This is a genomic window from Pseudomonas nunensis (genome assembly GCF_024296925.1).
GTDB classification, from domain to species: Bacteria; Pseudomonadota; Gammaproteobacteria; order Pseudomonadales; family Pseudomonadaceae; genus Aquipseudomonas; species Aquipseudomonas nunensis.
This window is the reverse complement of record NZ_CP101125.1, coordinates 7,251,267-7,267,993: the sequence shown is the minus strand read 5'-3', so window position 1 is coordinate 7,267,993 and position 16,727 is coordinate 7,251,267. Positions and strand designations below refer to the sequence as shown.

Genomic DNA, 16,727 nt, shown 5'->3' with positions numbered 1-16,727 from the left:
TCGAAAAGCAGCCCGCCATGGTTCGTTTACTGTTCTGGATCGCCCTGATTGCCGCAGCGGTATGGTTTTGGCGCAAGTTCAAGGGATCCGCTTCCACGCCTCGCCCCAATGCCGAGCTGGATGCGGCGCCGATGGTGCGCTGCGCCCACTGTGGCGTGCACCTGCCGCGCGACCGTGCGCTGAACCTCCAACAACAGTGGTATTGCAGCCAGGCTCACCTCGAGCAAGGCCCGGGCTCAAGTGATCGCTGAGGCCTCCAGCCCCGGCAGCAAACAGGCCCAGCGACTGCTGCGCCTTTATCATTTTTACCGTTTAAGCGTCGGTATCACCCTGGTGCTGTTGATCTCCAGCAACATGGACAACCAGTTGCTGACGTTCGCCAATAACGATCTGCTGCGCAGTGGCAGCTGGTTGTACCTGGTGCTGAACATCCTGCTGGTGGTGTTCCTGGAGAACACCCGGCGCCCGGCGCAGTTGTTCAGCCTGACGCTGGTCGACGTCTTGCTGCTGTGCGGCCTGTTCTATGCCGCCGGCGGTGTGGCCAGCGCCATTGGCAACTTGCTGATTGTGTCGGTGGCCATCGGCAACACCCTGTTGCGCGGGCGTATCGGCCTGTTGATTGCGGCGGTCGCGGCCCTTGGCATTGTCGGCTTGAGCTTCCTGCTCAGCTTCACCCGCCCCACCAGCCCCAGTGACTACCTGCAAGCCGGCACCCTCGGCGCCCTGTGCTTTGCCGCCGCGTTGCTGGTGCAAGGTTTGATTCGACGCCTGGAAGTCAGCGAACACCTCGCCGAGCAGCGCGCCAGTGAGGTCGTCAGCCTCGAAGCCCTCAACGCCCTGATCCTGCAGCGCATGCGCACCGGGATTCTGGTGCTCGATGAGCAGCGGCGGGTACAACTGGCCAACCACAGCGCCCTGTCACTGCTGGGTCAGGAGCGCCTCGAAGGCCAGCTGATCGATGAATACTCGCCGATCCTGGTCGAGCGCCTGCAACTGTGGCTCAACAACCCGACCTTGCGCCCTCAGAGCTTGAAGATCGCCCGCTCCGGCCTGGAACTGCAGCCGAGCTTCATCGCCCTGGACCAGAGCCCGCACCATCAGACCCTGATCTTTCTCGAAGACCTCGCCCAGATCGCCCAGCAGGCACAGCAATTGAAACTCGCTGCCCTGGGTCGCCTGACCGCCGGGATCGCCCACGAGATCCGTAATCCGCTGGGCGCCGTTAGTCATGCCGCGCAGTTGCTGCTGGAGTCCGAGGAACTGAACGGCGCGGATCGGCGTCTGACCCAGATTATCCAAGACCACTCTCAGCGAATGAATCGGGTTATCGAAAACGTCCTGCAACTGTCCCGCCGCCAGCAAACCGCACCGCAACGGCTCGATCTGAAGCCGTGGCTCGAGCAATACGTCGCTGAAACCCGCGAGGCCGCGACCGAAGGCCAGCAAATTCACCTGCGCATCGGCATGGGCCACTTCAAAACGTTGATGGACCCGAATCAGCTGACGCAGATTCTCGACAATTTATTGCGCAATGCCTGGCGTCACAGCAGCTTGATCCATGAAACGGCCGAGGTCTGGCTGGAGCTGTTTGTCGACGCCGACAGCCAACTGCCAGTCCTCGAAGTACTGGACAACGGCCCCGGTGTGGCGCCGGACCAGCAGGCGCACTTGTTCGAACCCTTCTTCACCACCAGTAGCCAGGGCACTGGCCTGGGGCTTTATCTGTCCCGTGAGCTGTGCGAAAGCAACCAGGCCCGCCTAGACTTCAAACCACGCCAAGGCGGCGGCTGCTTTCGCATCACCTTTGCACACGGACGGAAACAAAGTTGAACATGAGCCCACGGCAAAAAGTCCTGATCGTCGACGACGAACCGGATATCCGCGAACTCCTGGAAATCACCCTGGGACGGATGAAACTCGATACCTTCAGTGCCCGCAACCTTGGCGAAGCCCAGGCGCTGCTGGGCCGGGAAACATTCGATCTGTGCCTGACCGACATGCGCCTGCCCGACGGCACGGGCCTGGAACTGGTGCAACACATCCAGCAACGTTATCCCCAAGTGCCGGTGGCGATGATCACCGCTTACGGTAGCCTCGAAACCGCGATCAACGCCCTCAAGGCCGGTGCCTTTGACTTCCTGACCAAACCGGTGGACCTCACCCGATTGCGGGAACTGGTCACCAGCGCCCTGCGTCTGCCTGCTCCGGGTGGCGCCAGCACCGCCATCGATCGTCGGTTGCTGGGCGAATCATTGCCGATGCGCAACCTGCGTAAACAAATCGACAAACTGGCCCGCAGCCAGGCCCCGGTGTACATCAGCGGCGAATCCGGCAGCGGCAAGGAGTTGGTCGCGCGCCTGATCCACGAACAAGGTCCACGGGCCGGCCGGCCCTTTATCCCGGTCAACTGCGGGGCAATCCCGTCAGAACTGATGGAAAGCGAATTCTTCGGCCACCGCAAAGGCAGCTTCAGTGGCGCCATTGAAGATAATCCCGGACTGTTCCAGGCGGCCCATGGCGGCACTCTGTTCCTCGACGAAGTGGCGGATTTGCCGTTGGCGATGCAGGTCAAGCTGCTGCGGGCGATCCAGGAGAAAGCCGTGCGCGCCGTCGGCGGCCAGCAGGAAACCGTGGTCGATGTACGTATCCTCTGCGCCACTCACAAAGACCTCGACGCCGAAGTCAGCGCCGAACGTTTTCGCCAGGATTTGTATTACCGTTTGAACGTGATCGAGTTGCGCGTCCCGCCCTTGCGCGAACGCCGGGACGACATCGAGACACTGGCCAACCATGTGCTCAAGCGCCTGGCCGCCGGCACCGGATATCCCGCCGCCAAACTGCATCCGCAAGCCCTTGAAGCACTGAAAAGCTACCGTTTCCCGGGCAATGTGCGGGAGCTGGAGAACATGCTCGAACGTGCTCACACCTTGTGCGAGAACAAACAGATCGAAGCCGGGGACTTGCGCCTGGCCGAAGGCAACTGCGCCGCTGAAGCGGGTGTGCCAGACCTGACGCGGATCGACAATCTGGAAGATTATCTGGAGAACGTCGAACGCAAACTGATCCTCCAGGCCCTGGAGGAAACCCGCTGGAACCGTACAGCGGCGGCGCAGCGGTTGAATTTGTCGTTTCGTTCGATGCGCTACAGGCTGAAGAAATTAGGGTTGGATTGAGGGCCTCTTCGCGAGCAAGCCCGCTCCCACAGTGGATCTCTGTTGTTCACAAATTATGTGATCACTGAAGATCCACTGTGGGAGCGGGCTTGCTCGCGAAGACGATCGGACAAACGATAAATATCTAAAGCCTAAATCCGCCCCACCGGCGCATACGGCGCCGGATCAATAATCGGCGCCCTGCCCAACATCACATCCGCAAACAACTGACACGACGCTGGCGCCAGCACCAGTCCATTGCGGTAATGCCCGCAGTTAAGCCAAAGCCCGGCAAACCCGGGCACCTGACCAATATATGGAATGCCTTCCGGCGACCCCGGCCGCAACCCGGCCCAGTGCCCCACCACTTCGGCCTCAGCCAACGCAGGAATCAATTCCACAGCCGAAGCCTTCAGGCTTTCCAGCGCCGTTTCGGTCGGGGTCTTGTCGAACCCTTCGTGCTCCAGCGTACTGCCGATCAGAATATGCCCGTCGCGCCGCGGGATCGCATAACGCCCCTTGGCCAGGACCATGCTCGGCAAAAAATCCGCCGCGCACTTATACAAAATCATCTGGCCTTTGACCGGCTCGACCGGTAGCGCCAAACCGAGACTTTTGAGCAGGTCACCGCTCCACGCGCCCGCTGTCAGCACCACTTGATCGCCATGAATAGCCCCCGTGGACGTCTGCACGCCGACCACCATGTCGCCTTCACGGATAAATCCGCTGACTTCACATTGCTCATGGATCGTCACGTTGGGCAGTGCCAGCAACGCCGCTTTCAGGGATTTCACCAGTCGCGGATTACGCACGTTGGCCACATCGGCCATGTAGATCGCCCGGGAAAAACCACCGCCCAGGACGGGCACCGCGTCATGGGCCGCCGAGATATCCACAGCCCGCAGTGGGCGATTTTCTCGCTCGGCCCACGCCAGCGCTTCGGCCTCGTCATCCAGATCCAGCCAATACAGCCCGGTGGTGTGCACTTCGGGATCGACACCGGTGGCAGCGAACAGTCGCTCGCCCAGCTGTGGATAAAAATCCTGGGACCAGTGAGCCAGCGCCGTGACCGCCGGGCTGTAGCGCCATGGATACAGCGGCGAAACAATGCCACCGCCGGCCCAGGAGGATTCCTGGCCAACGCTCGAGCGATCCAGCAACACAACGCTCTGCACTTCGGACGCGAGATTGAACGCGGTCAACAGGCCGATCACCCCGCCGCCGACAATCACCACTTGCTGTTGACTGCTCATGTTCTGATCCAACCGTTCAATAGACAGAGGGCGCAAAAGGCGCCCGAAAAAGAGACTCAGCGGCCCCAGCAATCCTTGGTGGTGGCCGTGGCGTTAACCATGCTTCTGACGCCGGTGTTGGTGATGGTGAAGTCTCCACACTTGTCGGTTGCCATGGCCGTACCGGACTTGCGCACGGCAGTCAGGGTAAAGGTCTGGTCGGTAATGGTCGGGGTGATGGTGTAGAAGTCGTTCCCCGTGCTCAGGCCGGTGGCGCCGGTATAGACATTACTCTTGGAATAGAACCGCTCAAGAATCTGCGCCTGCTCGGACAGCAACCCGGCAACTTCAGTGCGCCGGCCCTTTTTCACGTATTCGGTGAGGCTCGGATAGCCAATGGTGATGACGATACCGATGATCGCAATCACGATCATGATTTCGATCAGGGTAAAACCTCGGTTGGATCTGCGCATGCCTCAACTCTCACTTACTGTATTTGTCGCCACATGATGCGACGGCTGCCGCCACCGCCGGGTTTCTCCACCAGGGAGGTGATGCCACCGCTGGAGTCGTTCACGATCTTGCGGCCCGCATTGTTGACGATCGCGTTCAGGGTCGGAATACCCCCGGTGAAAATCACCCCGCTGGAGATCGAATCCGTGCTGTCGACCACCCCGTCGCCATTGGTGTCGAGCACCGCGTAATTGAGCATCTTACCGCTGAACGCATCCAGTTCGACCAGTTTGCCGGTGCCGAAACTGGCGCACGGGTCAGTGGTGTCGACACTGGCGGTGGTGAACACGACCCGGCCGGCTACCAGATTAGCCTGATTGATCACCCGTTCACCGGTCAGCACGTTGTTGTACACCAGCGACAGGTACCAGCCCTTCTCGGCCGGGTAGGTCGTGTCATTCTGGGTGGTGGTGATGAATTGCCCGCCGGCACTGCCAGAGGTCACCCCGGTCACCGACTGCGCCTGCAAACTCGACACGGTAATCTGCCCCGACCCGCCGTCTGCGTCCCACACCGAGTAAAACGCCTGGAGATCCTTGTTGGTCTTGTCCGCCGTCTCATTGAATTTCCCGGTGCCGAAAAACACCTGCTTGCCGCCCAGGGAGTTGTCCGCCAGCAGCGGTTGTGCAGTGATCGGCTGCGTCGCGCCACCCGGCGCCGTGAACAATGGCTTGCCGGAAAACGCCAGGCCCCAAGTGTCGGTCGTGGCGCCACTCAGGTCGAACTTCCACAGACGCCCTTTCAGGTCGCCACCATAAGCGGCTTGCACCACGTTCTGCGAGTTGACCTTGAGCTTCACCGAAGACAGGCCATTGGTGGTTTCGGTGCTGTCGACCACGATTTTCTTGATCAGCGAACCGTCACGCACATCCACCACATACAACGCTGCCACCCCCGAATTGCTCCCGTAGCCGTTGGAGATGAAGGCCGCCCAGCGACCATCGGCCAAGCGTGCCACTTCCGGGCGGGCGTAGGCATAACCCAGATCATTGAAGACGTTCGCCGTGTTAGCGGTGGCCGGAGCACTGAATTCCCACAGCGCCTTGAAGGCATTACCTGCCGATGCGTCGAACAATTGCACCGCGTAGAACGTCCTGCCACCCGCCCCTGTCCCGCCCAGGGCCAGGGTTTTCCAGGCAGTGCCGAGTTGCGCATCGAACACCCCGACCTGGCCGTCGACCAGAAACTTGTGGTTCACGCCGTTGATGTAGGTCGGATCGGCGATGTAGCGCAACGATGGCAACACGCTGGAAGGCATGTAGGCATAACGTCGGGCACCGTTGGCCGCGTTGATGACATTCAGGAAACCATCGTTGGCATTGACCACCAGGCTCGCACTCATGTTGGTGGCTTTGGTCGCCAGATAAGTGGTGTAGGTCGAGTCGCCCACCAGATCCGCAGCGGTCTGCTCCGTCGGCGAGGCCAACGCGAGGGGCGAATTGATGATGTCGCCCAGCAACACCGTGCGCACCTTCAGCCCAGCCTTGTTGGTGCCCTTGCTCCACTCCACCAGATCATTGCCGACAATCCCGGTCGGCAGGTTGAGGCCGAGTGACGTTTGCTGGGCCGGAGAAAAGTTGCTGTAGGACAAGGTTATCGCGGCGTTGGTCAGAGTGTTCCAGGACTGATAGGTCGGCGCAGCGGCGCCCGGCACGATGGCCGTGTCGGTGGTCCATAACACTGCCGCCGTGTTGACCGCGCCGTTGGCCGTGAAGCCGTAGGCCTTGATCGTCCCGCGCCAATCTTTCGGATCATAAGTGGTCTGGAAGTAACTCGAACCGCTGCTCAGCGTACTGCTGCTGGTGACACCGCTACCGCCCGAGCCCGCCTTCGAAGTGATGTTGCTCAACGCGGAGGACAGCGCCGTGTTCAGGCCGGCGGCATCGTTGGCCTGGTAATACAGGCCCTGGCCGTAAGCGGCGGCATCCGACAACATCTGGTTGGCCGCGGTGAAGCCTACGGTGTAGGTGTTCATGTACTGCTTGGGAAAATCCGCAGAGGTCCAGTTTTTGCCCGCCAGATCCGTACCGGTCGAACGCATGTCGATGTCGAAGGCGAACTTGGCGATGTCGTCCAGATAGAGGGTGTCGCCCTCGTCGTCTCCAGCAGTGTTATTGCCGTCGTTGTTGATCCCGTCCCAGTTAGGCAAGTGGTTGGTACCCAGCGGATCGTTGGTCGGGAACGTGCGGTCGTAGGTCGGCAAGCCGTCGGTGATCACCACGCCATAGTTCTTCTGGCATCGGTACTGGATCGGGCTGGTGTAGGTCGCCGGCGTCGAGTTGTAGTACGGCGCCATGCCGCGAAAGTAACGGGTGATTTCGTAATAGGTTTCAGCCAACGGCGTATTGGCCACGGCGCCCAGCCCGTTGATCGCGCTGATCAGCGCGTTGTAGTTGGTGTCCGCCTGGGCCTGGGTCACGCTGCCACTGACCACCGCCAGATCGCTGACCGAACGGGCGATATAACCGCCATTGCCGGAGTTGTTGCTGGTGGGCGGGTTGAACGTTGCCAGCCCAATCCGCAAGCCGCGGTTGCTGCTTACCAGCGAGGTGGAAACGTTGCGCGCCACGTTGATGCGATAGTCGGTCGGAATCGAACCGTTGGTGAAATCACGGTTGCTGCCGTTGGCCAATCCCACCAGGTACGACAGGTAATCGTCGGTGTAACGGGTGTTGCCGTTGCCGACCGGGTCGGGAAGCTTGATGCATTGCGGGGTCAGGCTGTTGTTGTAGAACGCGTAGGCGCCACCTGAACAGCCTGAGGTTGGCAGGCTAGAGAGGAAGATCGAGCTGCCGACAATATCGGAGGAGCTCAGACACAGGCCGATAAAGGCGTTGCACTGCCGGGCTGGTGTGCGATTGACCGCCGGATCAAAACCCGCCGCGAAAATGATGGTGTTCATGCTGCCCGAGTCATCGATCAGCAACATCACATTCGGCGAGACGGCGGCGGCGCTCAAAAGCGGTGAGTCCGAAGGCGTGAAGGCATACGCAGGCGCCATCAGGTACAGGCTCAGTAACGCGCCGAACAGCACCTGCACCCATCGTCGGAGCCAGCCACCGCGAGCATCAATACTTGGCATAGATGCTCTCCACCACACTGCGAATGTTATTGCCGACGATGCCTACTGCCGTGACCCGGTACAGCGTCGCCGAGGTATTGCTCGGCACATTCACTGCAGTCAGCGTGGTGCCGATGTTCTGCACCCCGTAAAACCCGCCACCGGCAGCGATCCAGTTGACCCCCGACGTGGAATTGAGCCCGGCGCCGGTCACTGTCGTCGCTTCGGCCGGCGGCGCGCATTGCGTCGTGCTGCCACAAACCGCCAGCGTGTAATTCGCCAGTTGCACCGCGCTTTCACCGATGCGCAGGTTAGCCTCGGCCAGTTGGAAAGATTGATTACGCAGGGTCACGCTGCCAGCCATTTTTTCCTGAAGGGTCGCGTTCTGCATCGATGAAACGCCGATCAGGGTCAGCAGCAACAGAAAGACCAGGCTGATCAGCAAGGCCATGCCCTGTTGGCTGTTTTGCATGTTTGGTGGGGTTCTCATCCGGCGCTCCCCTACTGAAGCCGGTTGCGCAAAGCGGCAACCACGGTGAAGGTTTGATCGCGCACGCGGCTGTTGGGGTCCCTCAGCGTCAGGGTCAGGCGCACACTGCGTATCAGCGCGGGATTGGATGGATTGGCGCTGTAGCTGGAGGCCGCCACATCAGTGGTACTCGTGGCCACACCGAACAATACGCCAAACGCACTGACGTTATTGACCAGCACAGCCTGGGTTGGCGTACCGCTGCCGACCCCCATCAATAATTGGTTGTTGCTGAAGCTGTAGATCAACCGACGAATCGGAAAAGATATTTGCCCGCTAATCGCTCTTGCACCCGTGTAAGCCGTGGCGCTGGTTTTACAGTCGGAAACTACCGTCCAGGTCGGCGTACCGCCCGTGTTGCCTACATCTGCCGTCACCAGCGTAAGCTTGAGATTGGCGTTGTCCCAACTGATCGGCGCAATCTGACTGGCGTTGAAATCGCCAGTAGAACTGGCATCCGTCACCGTCCCCAGGCAACCAAACATCCCGACCATACGAATTTCCTGAATCATCTTGCTCAACACGAACCGAGCATCTTCCTGCATCCCGGCGGCGGTGTTTTGGCTGACGTAAGTGTTCTTGGCCGAGATGAACACCTGCGCCACGCCCAGCACCACGATCAGGCTCAACGCCAGGGCGATCAGCAATTCGATCAGGCCGAACCCTCGGCTGGATTGCTTCATGGTGTCGCCGCCGGATCGACCGCGGCACGACTGGTCAGGACAAAGGTGCGGCGCGAATTGGCGACATTGGCGGCGCGCGAGTCATCCCAATTGATGGTGATGGTGTACACCCGCTGATTGAGCGTCACGCTGCCGGTGGCGGTCGCGCCGCCAAAGTTGACGATATTGGTGGTGAAATCGTAGAGGTCCTGGTCCCGGGCGACGTTCAGGTTGGCCGAGGTCGGAGGCGTCACGGTGTAGTCGGCGCCGGAGTTGGCGCGGATTCGGTCCATCATGTCGTAGGCGATAAAACTCGCCTGGCTGGTCATCCGCGCGCTGTCGGTGTATTTGAGCGCGTTCAACTGAATCGCCGCCGCGCCTAATAGCCCCACGGTCAGAATCAACAACGCGACCAACACTTCTATCAGCGTCATGCCCTCCTGTGCGCGCCTGCTCCATTGCCTCATCCGCAATTTCCACCCAATAGAATCCGTCCGTTCAAACACACATTCAGCGTCCTGCTTTGCGCCCCCAGGCTATAAGTGATCACCACCGCCGTGGACGGTGACGACAAACCACCCAGATTGTTGAAATCGATGGCGGTCACTCCTGAGGGTAGCGCTAGAGTCGCGCCGGTGCTCAGCGCTGGAACAACCCGCAATACATTGGCCGGGGTGCCAGTACCGTCGTAGACCGTCAACTCCCCGGTCCAGACGCTGCCACTGGCGGTCGGGCGCAATCGCGTAGTGACACCCCGATCGATGGCCTCCAGCCGGGCGAAATTGAGTGCGCGCTGCAGGTCGCCAATCTCGGTATCGGCGCGGGTACCTTGCACCGAACGGGTAAACATCGGAACGGCCATCGTGATCAAAACCAGAAAAACCGCGAGCGTGATCAGCACCTCGACCAGCGTGAAACCTTTTGTACGATGATCCATCGGTGCCCTCCGTTGCCGTCGGCTATACCTGCTTCTACACGCTAGAACATTCAACCGAGAGATGTACGGTTGTTTTGCCATGACTCGCGCAAGGATTGTGCGAATTGCAGCACTCCACGGAGGGAAAACCATGCATCAGCAAGGCTTTGGCCTGATCGAACTGCTTATGGGACTGGCAATTGCCGGGATTGTTCTGCTGTTGGTCAGTCCGGCGTTCGCCGCGCTCACCGAATCGAACCATCGGGACGAGGCGGCGCAGTCGCTTATCAGCGGCATACGCAGCGCGAGGACCGAAGCGATCATCCGCAGCCAGACCGTGATAATCCACGCCATCGACGACGACTGGAGCCAGGGTTGGCGGATTATTGTGGATGTCAGTGGCAAGGGACATGAGGACACCCGCAATCCACTGCTGTTCGAGCATCGAAGCGGTGCTCGAGTGCCGATTGTCGGCAATTGGCGGGTCGTGAATTTTGTTCGGTTCAGTGGTCTCGGAGAACCACTGATGCCAGACAAGGCTTTTCAAGCGGGGACATTGCACCTCTGCGCGACCCGCGAGCCAGTCAGTCACCAACGGTTGGTGCTGGCTGCAACTGGCCGCGTGCGCCTGGAGAACCTGAAGGTTGCGCAGGCGCTGTGTGCGGAGGAGAAAAGGCTTAAAGCAAAGAACGCACGCGCAGCTCTTTAGGCATGGAGAACGTGATGTTTTCGTCGCGACCGGCCAGTTCATCGGCACCGGTCGCGCCCCACGCCTGCAACTGCTGGATCACGCCACGCACCAGTACTTCAGGCGCGGAGGCGCCAGCGGTGATGCCGATACGCTCGACACCGTCGAACCAGCTCTTTTGCAGGTCTTCGGCGCCGTCGATCAGGTAAGCCGGGGTGGCCATGCGTTCAGCCAGTTCGCGCAGACGATTGGAGTTGAAGCTGTTCGGGCTGCCGACTACCAGCACCACGTCGCATTCGTCAGCCAATTGCTTGACTGCGTCCTGACGGTTTTGCGTGGCGTAGCAGATGTCGTCCTTGCGCGGACCACCGATGGCCGGGAAACGCGTACGCAGGGCATCAATGACGCGGCTGGTGTCGTCCATGGACAAGGTGGTCTGGGTCACGAACGCCAATTTATCGGGGTTGTGCACTTGCAGCGTGGCGACGTCTTTTTCGTCTTCAACCAGATAGATCGCGCCACCATTGGTGCCATCGTACTGGCCCATGGTGCCTTCGACTTCCGGGTGACCGGCGTGACCGATCAGGATGCATTCACGACCGTCACGGCTGTAGCGCGCGACTTCGATGTGGACCTTGGTCACCAGCGGGCAGGTGGCGTCGAATACCTTCAGGCCACGGCCGGCGGCTTCGGTACGCACGGCCTGGGAAACGCCGTGGGCACTGAAGATCACGATGACGTCGTCCGGCACCTGATCCAGTTCTTCAACGAAGATCGCCCCGCGGGAGCGCAGGTCTTCGACGACGAATTTGTTGTGGACCACTTCGTGGCGCACATAGATCGGCGGCCCGAAGACTTCCAGGGCGCGGTTGACGATTTCGATCGCCCGGTCCACGCCGGCGCAGAAGCCACGGGGGTTGGCGAGTTTGATTTGCATGCTGTGCCTCGTGTCTTGCGCGCAAGAAATAGCGAAAACAGTGAAAAACTTTATTGTGGGAGCGGGCTTATTGTGGCGAGGGGGCTCGCCCCCGTTCGATTGCGCAGCAATCGTAAACCATTCACCGCAGACTCATTCAGAATCGCGGAGGCCGGTTTTGGGGGCGCTTCGCGCCCCTACGGGGGCAAGCCCCCTCGCCACACAAGCCCGCTCCCACAAGTTACAGCGATTTGACGTCGATGATTTCAACGTCAAAGGTCAATGTCTTGCCAGCCAGCGGGTGGTTGAAGTCGATGGTGACCTGGTCATCATCGAATTCTTTCACGATACCGGGCAACTCAGTATTGGCCGCATCGTTGAAGATCACCAGCAAACCCGGCGACAGGTCCATGTCCTTGAACTGCGAACGCGGGATGATCTGCACGTTTTGCGGGTTGGGCTGGCCAAACGCGTTTTCCGGCTGAATCGTCAGCGTGCGCTTGTCGCCCGCCTTGAAGCCGAACAGTGCAGCTTCGAAACCTGGCAACAGGTTACCGTCGCCGACCTTGAAGGTCGCCGGGGCTTTGTCGAAGGTACTGTCGACCGTGTCGCCGTTCTCCAGGCGCAATGCAAAGTGCAAGGTGACTTCCGTGTTCTGGCGGATGCGTTGCTCAGCCAATACCTGTTCAGTCATGAACGGTTTCTCCGGTTTTCTTGCTTTTGAACATATCCAGCGCGAGCATCACAGCCCCGACGCTGATGGCGCTATCGGCAAAGTTGAACGCCGGGAAATACCAGCGGTTCTGCCAATGCACCAGAATGAAGTCGATCACATGGCCCAGGGCAATGCGGTCGTACAGGTTACCCAACGCACCACCCAGCACCAACGCCAAAGCGATGGCCAGCCAGGTTTCGTTGCGGCCCAGGCGTTTAAGCCAGACCACCAGCACCGCACTGACCACGACTGCGATCAGGGCAAACAACCAGCGCTGCCAGCCGGAGCTGTCGGCCAGGAAGCTGAACGCCGCGCCGGTGTTGTAGGCCAGGGTCCAGCTGAACAAATCGGGGATCACCACGATTTGCTGGTACATCTCGAGCTTGCCTTCGAAGTAGAACTTGCTGGCCTGGTCAATGACCAGGACCAGCAGGCTCAACCAAAGCCAGCTCAGCCGTCCGAAACGGCCAGCCGCATTAGGCATAGTGACGAACCTCGCCCGCGCCGCTGATGTTGTCGACGCAACGACCGCAGATTTCCGGATGCTCCGGATTCACGCCGACGTCTTCACGGCAGTGCCAGCAACGGGCGCACTTGGCGAAGGCCGATTTGACGATTTTCAGTTTCAGGCCGCTGACTTCGGTAACCACCGCATCGGCTGGTGCCTGTACAAACGGAGCAACGCTAGCGGTCGAGGTGATCAGGACAAAGCGCAGTTCGTTGCTCAGCTTGGCCAGATCGGCGCTCAGCGCCTCTTCGGCGAACAGCGTCACTTCGGCTTGCAGGTTGCCACCGACGGCTTTGGCCGCGCGCTGGATTTCCATTTCCTTGTTGACCGCAACCTTCACCGCCATGATCCGCTCCCAGTAGGCGCGGCCCAGTTCGACGTTTTCCGGCAGTTCGGTCAGACCTTCGTACCAAGTGTTGAGCATTACCGATTCGTTACGCTCGCCCGGCAGGTATTCCCACAGTTCGTCAGCAGTGAACGCGAGGATCGGTGCGATCCAGCGCACCAGCGCTTCACTGATGTGGTACAGCGCGGTTTGCGCCGAACGGCGAGCCTTGCTGTTGGCGCCAGTGGTGTACTGGCGGTCCTTGATGATGTCGAGGTAGAAACCACCCAGCTCCTGCACGCAGAAGTTGTGGATCTTGGAGTAGACGTTCCAGAAGCGGTATTCGCCGTAGTGCTCTTGCAACTCGCGTTGCAGCAACAGCGTGCGGTCCACGGCCCAACGGTCCAGCGCGAGCATATCTTCGGCCGGCAGGATGTCGGTGGCCGGGTTGAAACCGGTCAGGTTGGAGAGCAGGAAACGCGCGGTGTTACGGATCCGCCGGTAGGCGTCCGCACTGCGTTGCAGAATCTGATCGGAAACCGCCATCTCACCCGAATAATCGGTGGAAGCGACCCACAGACGCATGATGTCGGCGCCCAGGGTGTCGTTGACCTTTTGTGGCGCGATCACGTTGCCCAACGATTTGGACATCTTGCGGCCGGACTCGTCGACGGTGAAACCGTGGGTCAGCAGCTCGCGGTACGGCGCGTGATTGTCGATGGCGCAACCGGTCAGCAGCGACGAGTGGAACCAGCCACGGTGTTGGTCCGAGCCTTCCAGGTACAGGTCGGCACGCGGGCCGGTCTCGTGGCCCATCGGGTGCGAACCGCGCAGGACGTGCCAGTGCGTGGTGCCCGAATCGAACCAGACGTCCAGGGTATCGCTGATCTTGTCGTACAGCGGCGCTTCGTCACCGAGCAACTCGGCGGCGTCCATCTTGAACCAGGCTTCGATGCCTTCGACTTCGACGCGCTTGGCGACTTCTTCCATCAGTTCGGCAGTACGTGGGTGCAGCTCGCCGCTTTCCTTGTTCAGGAAGAACGGGATCGGCACGCCCCAGTTGCGCTGGCGGGAGATGCACCAGTCCGGACGGTTGGCGATCATCGAGTGAAGGCGCGCCTGGCCCCAGGCCGGGACGAACTTGGTTTCTTCGATGGCTTTGATCGCCCGCTTGCGCAGGGTTTCGCCAGATGTCGGCTCTTTATCCATGCCGATGAACCACTGCGCGGTGGCGCGGTAGATCAGCGGGGTCTTGTGACGCCAGCAGTGCATGTAGCTGTGTTCGATGATGGTGGTATGCAGCAACGCACCGACTTCAGTCAGCTTGTCGACGATCGCCGGGTTGGCCTTCCAGATGAACTGGCCGCCGAAGAACTCCAGCGACGGTACATACACGCCGTTGCTTTGTACCGGGTTGAGGATGTCGTCGTTGACCATGCCGTAGGCTTTACAGGTCACGAAGTCGTCCACACCGTAAGCCGGGGCGGAGTGAACCACGCCGGTGCCAGCGCCCAGTTCCACGTACTCGGCCAGGTAAACCGGCGACAGGCGATCGTAGAACGGGTGACGGAAGTTGATCAGTTCCAGTTCTTTACCGGTGGTGGTCGCGATGACCGAACCTTCCAGGTTGTAACGGGCCAGGCACGACTCGACCAGCTCTTCAGCCAGCACCAGCAGTTTGTCGCCGACGTCGACCAGGGCGTAGTTGAATTCCGGGTGAACGTTCAGCGCCTGGTTGGCCGGGATGGTCCACGGGGTGGTGGTCCAGATCACGATCGAAGCAGGCTTGGCCAGCGACGCCAGACCGAAAGCGGCAGCCAGTTTGGCTTCATCGGCAATCGGGAAGGCCACGTCGATGGTCGAGGACTTTTTGTTCTCGTACTCGACTTCCGCTTCAGCCAGGGCCGAACCGCAGTCAAAGCACCAGTTCACAGGCTTGAGGCCCTTGAACACAAAACCGCCCTTGACGATTTCGGCCAAGGCACGGATTTCACCGGCCTCGTTTTTGAAGTCCATGGTCTTGTACGGGTTGGCGAAGTCGCCCAACACGCCCAGACGGATGAATTCGGATTTCTGGCCTTCGATCTGCTCGGTGGCGTAGGCACGGCACAGTTCGCGGGTCTTGTCCGCGCCCAGGTTCTTGCCGTGGGTCACTTCGACTTTGTGCTCGATCGGCAGGCCGTGGCAGTCCCAGCCCGGAACATACGGCGCGTCGAAACCCGACAGGGTCTTCGAGCGGATGATCATGTCCTTGAGAATCTTGTTCAGTGCGTGACCGATGTGGATCGTGCCGTTGGCGTACGGAGGACCGTCGTGCAGGACGAACTTCGGACGATCCTTGCCAATTTCGCGCAACTTACCGTACAGGCCAATACTGTCCCAGCGCTGCAGAATCTGCGGTTCGCGCTGTGGCAGGCCGGCCTTCATTGGGAAGGCGGTGTCCGGAAGGTTTAGCGTGGCTTTATAGTCGGTCATTTAAGGCTCTTCATTAGCGATTGGCGCTAGGTGCGACAGGGCACGGGCGGCGGCGACATCCGCATTGATCGCCGTCTTAAGCGCCTCCAGAGAGGCGAAACGCTGCTCTTCACGCAGCTTGTGGTGGAAAACCACCGTCAAACGCCGGTCATACAGATCGCCGGCAAAATCTAAAAGGTGTACTTCCAGGTGGGCCTTGCCATCACCCTGGACCGTTGGCCGCACGCCGATATTGGCGACGCCTGGCCAGGTCTTGCCGTCGATGTCGACATTGACCAGGAAAACCCCGGACAACGGCACGCGACGACGCTTGAGCTGGATATTGGCGGTCGGTGTACCGAGCTGGCGCGCCAGCTTCTGGCCATGCAGCACTCGCCCGGTGATCTGGAACGGACGACCGAGCAGGCGTTCGGCCAAGGCAAAATCGGCGGCGGCCAGGGCATTACGCACCTGGGTGCTGCTGACGCGAATACCGTCCAGCTCGACGGTTTGCGCCGCCTCGACGGTAAAGCCCTGCAGGACACCGGCCTGTTGCAGGAAATCGAAATCACCGACCCGGTCGCAACCGAAACGGAAGTCGTCACCGACCTCCAGATGTTGCACGCCCAGGCCATCCACCAGAATCGTATCGACGAATTCGGCGGCGCTGAGCTTGCTCAGACGATGGTTGAACGCCAGGCACAGGACCCGGTCAACGCCTTCGTCGGCCAGCAGCTGCAGTTTGTCCCGCAGCCGGGCCAGACGCGCTGGCGCGGTGTCGGGGGCAAAGAATTCCCGCGGCTGTGGCTCGAAAATCACCACGCAGCTGGGCACGCCCAACTCGAGCGCACGCTCACGCAGCCTGACCAGGATAGCCTGGTGACCACGGTGAACACCGTCAAAGTTGCCAATAGTGGCGACACAGCCCCGATGCTGGGGGCGCAGATTGTGGAGGCCTCGAACCAGCTGCATAACGCGCTTCTTGCTCATAAAGTGGTCGATTATAACCACACCCGGCGGCCGACGACAGGCAACACCGTAACCCAAAGTAATCGA

General features: G+C 60.3%; 16 protein-coding genes. 4 read left to right on the top strand and 12 right to left on the bottom strand.

Annotation, left to right across the window (positions count from 1 at the left end; all coding sequences use genetic code 11):
* The first annotated feature begins 17 nt into the window (after positions 1-17).
* Genes NK667_RS32220 through NK667_RS32210 form a run of 3 tightly spaced genes read left to right on the top strand, consistent with a single transcriptional unit; the run spans position 18 to position 3,173 of the window.
* Positions 18-251: a PP0621 family protein gene (locus NK667_RS32220; protein ID WP_054051339.1), complete on the top strand. Its 234-nt coding sequence runs from the start codon at positions 18-20 to the stop codon at positions 249-251.
* Positions 241-1,830 (top strand): sensor histidine kinase, encoded by a 1,590-nt coding sequence (locus NK667_RS32215; protein ID WP_054616658.1) that lies wholly within the window; start codon positions 241-243, stop codon positions 1,828-1,830. Before NK667_RS32220 ends, NK667_RS32215 begins: the two co-directional genes overlap by 11 nt.
* 2 nt (positions 1,831-1,832) lie before the next feature.
* On the top strand, positions 1,833-3,173 hold the full coding sequence (locus NK667_RS32210) for a sigma-54-dependent transcriptional regulator (protein WP_054616659.1): 1,341 nt from the start codon (positions 1,833-1,835) through the stop codon (positions 3,171-3,173).
* Positions 3,174-3,304: 131 nt separating this feature from the next.
* Here the strand turns inward: NK667_RS32210 and thiO are convergent, their stop codons facing one another.
* Genes thiO through NK667_RS32175 form a run of 7 tightly spaced genes read right to left on the bottom strand, consistent with a single transcriptional unit; the run spans position 3,305 to position 10,086 of the window.
* Positions 3,305-4,405 carry a glycine oxidase ThiO gene (thiO, locus tag NK667_RS32205; RefSeq protein ID WP_054616660.1) on the bottom strand — a complete coding sequence of 367 codons (1,101 nt, stop codon included), beginning with the start codon at positions 4,403-4,405 and terminating at the stop codon, positions 3,305-3,307.
* Between the two features lie 56 nt (positions 4,406-4,461).
* Positions 4,462-4,857, bottom strand: coding sequence for a type IV pilin protein (locus NK667_RS32200; protein WP_054616661.1), 396 nt, complete (start codon positions 4,855-4,857; stop codon positions 4,462-4,464).
* Positions 4,858-4,871: 14 nt separating this feature from the next.
* Entirely contained in the window at positions 4,872-7,979 is a 3,108-nt protein-coding gene (locus NK667_RS32195) for a pilus assembly protein (protein WP_054616662.1), read from the bottom strand.
* Complete coding sequence (locus NK667_RS32190) at positions 7,966-8,448, bottom strand: pilus assembly PilX family protein (protein WP_054616663.1); 483 nt, start codon at positions 8,446-8,448, stop codon at positions 7,966-7,968. Before NK667_RS32190 ends, NK667_RS32195 begins: the two co-directional genes overlap by 14 nt.
* A gap of 11 nt (positions 8,449-8,459) precedes the next feature.
* A complete protein-coding gene (locus NK667_RS32185; protein ID WP_054616664.1) occupies positions 8,460-9,170 on the bottom strand; it encodes a PilW family protein in 711 nt (236 codons plus the stop codon).
* A complete protein-coding gene (gene pilV, locus NK667_RS32180; RefSeq protein ID WP_054051356.1) occupies positions 9,167-9,616 on the bottom strand; it encodes a type IV pilus modification protein PilV in 450 nt (149 codons plus the stop codon). The genes NK667_RS32185 and pilV overlap by 4 nt, the downstream gene beginning before the upstream one ends.
* Entirely contained in the window at positions 9,613-10,086 is a 474-nt protein-coding gene (locus NK667_RS32175) for a GspH/FimT family pseudopilin (protein ID WP_054616665.1), read from the bottom strand. The genes pilV and NK667_RS32175 overlap by 4 nt, the downstream gene beginning before the upstream one ends.
* A gap of 130 nt (positions 10,087-10,216) precedes the next feature.
* Between NK667_RS32175 and NK667_RS32170 the strand changes: the two genes are divergently transcribed.
* Entirely contained in the window at positions 10,217-10,774 is a 558-nt protein-coding gene (locus NK667_RS32170; protein ID WP_054616666.1) for a GspH/FimT family pseudopilin, read from the top strand.
* On the opposite strand, the gene ispH is transcribed toward NK667_RS32170, so the two are convergent.
* The 5 genes from ispH to ribF form a co-directional block, all read right to left on the bottom strand.
* A complete protein-coding gene (ispH, locus tag NK667_RS32165; protein ID WP_254744532.1) occupies positions 10,743-11,690 on the bottom strand; it encodes a 4-hydroxy-3-methylbut-2-enyl diphosphate reductase in 948 nt (315 codons plus the stop codon). The genes NK667_RS32170 and ispH overlap by 32 nt on opposite strands.
* Positions 11,691-11,910: 220 nt before the next feature.
* Complete coding sequence (gene fkpB / locus NK667_RS32160) at positions 11,911-12,348, bottom strand: FKBP-type peptidyl-prolyl cis-trans isomerase (protein WP_177331483.1); 438 nt, start codon at positions 12,346-12,348, stop codon at positions 11,911-11,913.
* A gap of 7 nt (positions 12,349-12,355) precedes the next feature.
* Entirely contained in the window at positions 12,356-12,868 is a 513-nt protein-coding gene (gene lspA / locus NK667_RS32155; RefSeq protein WP_054051366.1) for a signal peptidase II, read from the bottom strand.
* On the bottom strand, positions 12,861-15,692 hold the full coding sequence (ileS, locus tag NK667_RS32150) for an isoleucine--tRNA ligase (RefSeq protein ID WP_054051369.1): 2,832 nt from the start codon (positions 15,690-15,692) through the stop codon (positions 12,861-12,863). The genes lspA and ileS overlap by 8 nt, the downstream gene beginning before the upstream one ends.
* Positions 15,693-16,643: a bifunctional riboflavin kinase/FAD synthetase gene (gene ribF, locus NK667_RS32145; RefSeq protein ID WP_054051371.1), complete on the bottom strand. Its 951-nt coding sequence runs from the start codon at positions 16,641-16,643 to the stop codon at positions 15,693-15,695.
* Between the last annotated feature and the right edge of the window lie 84 nt (positions 16,644-16,727).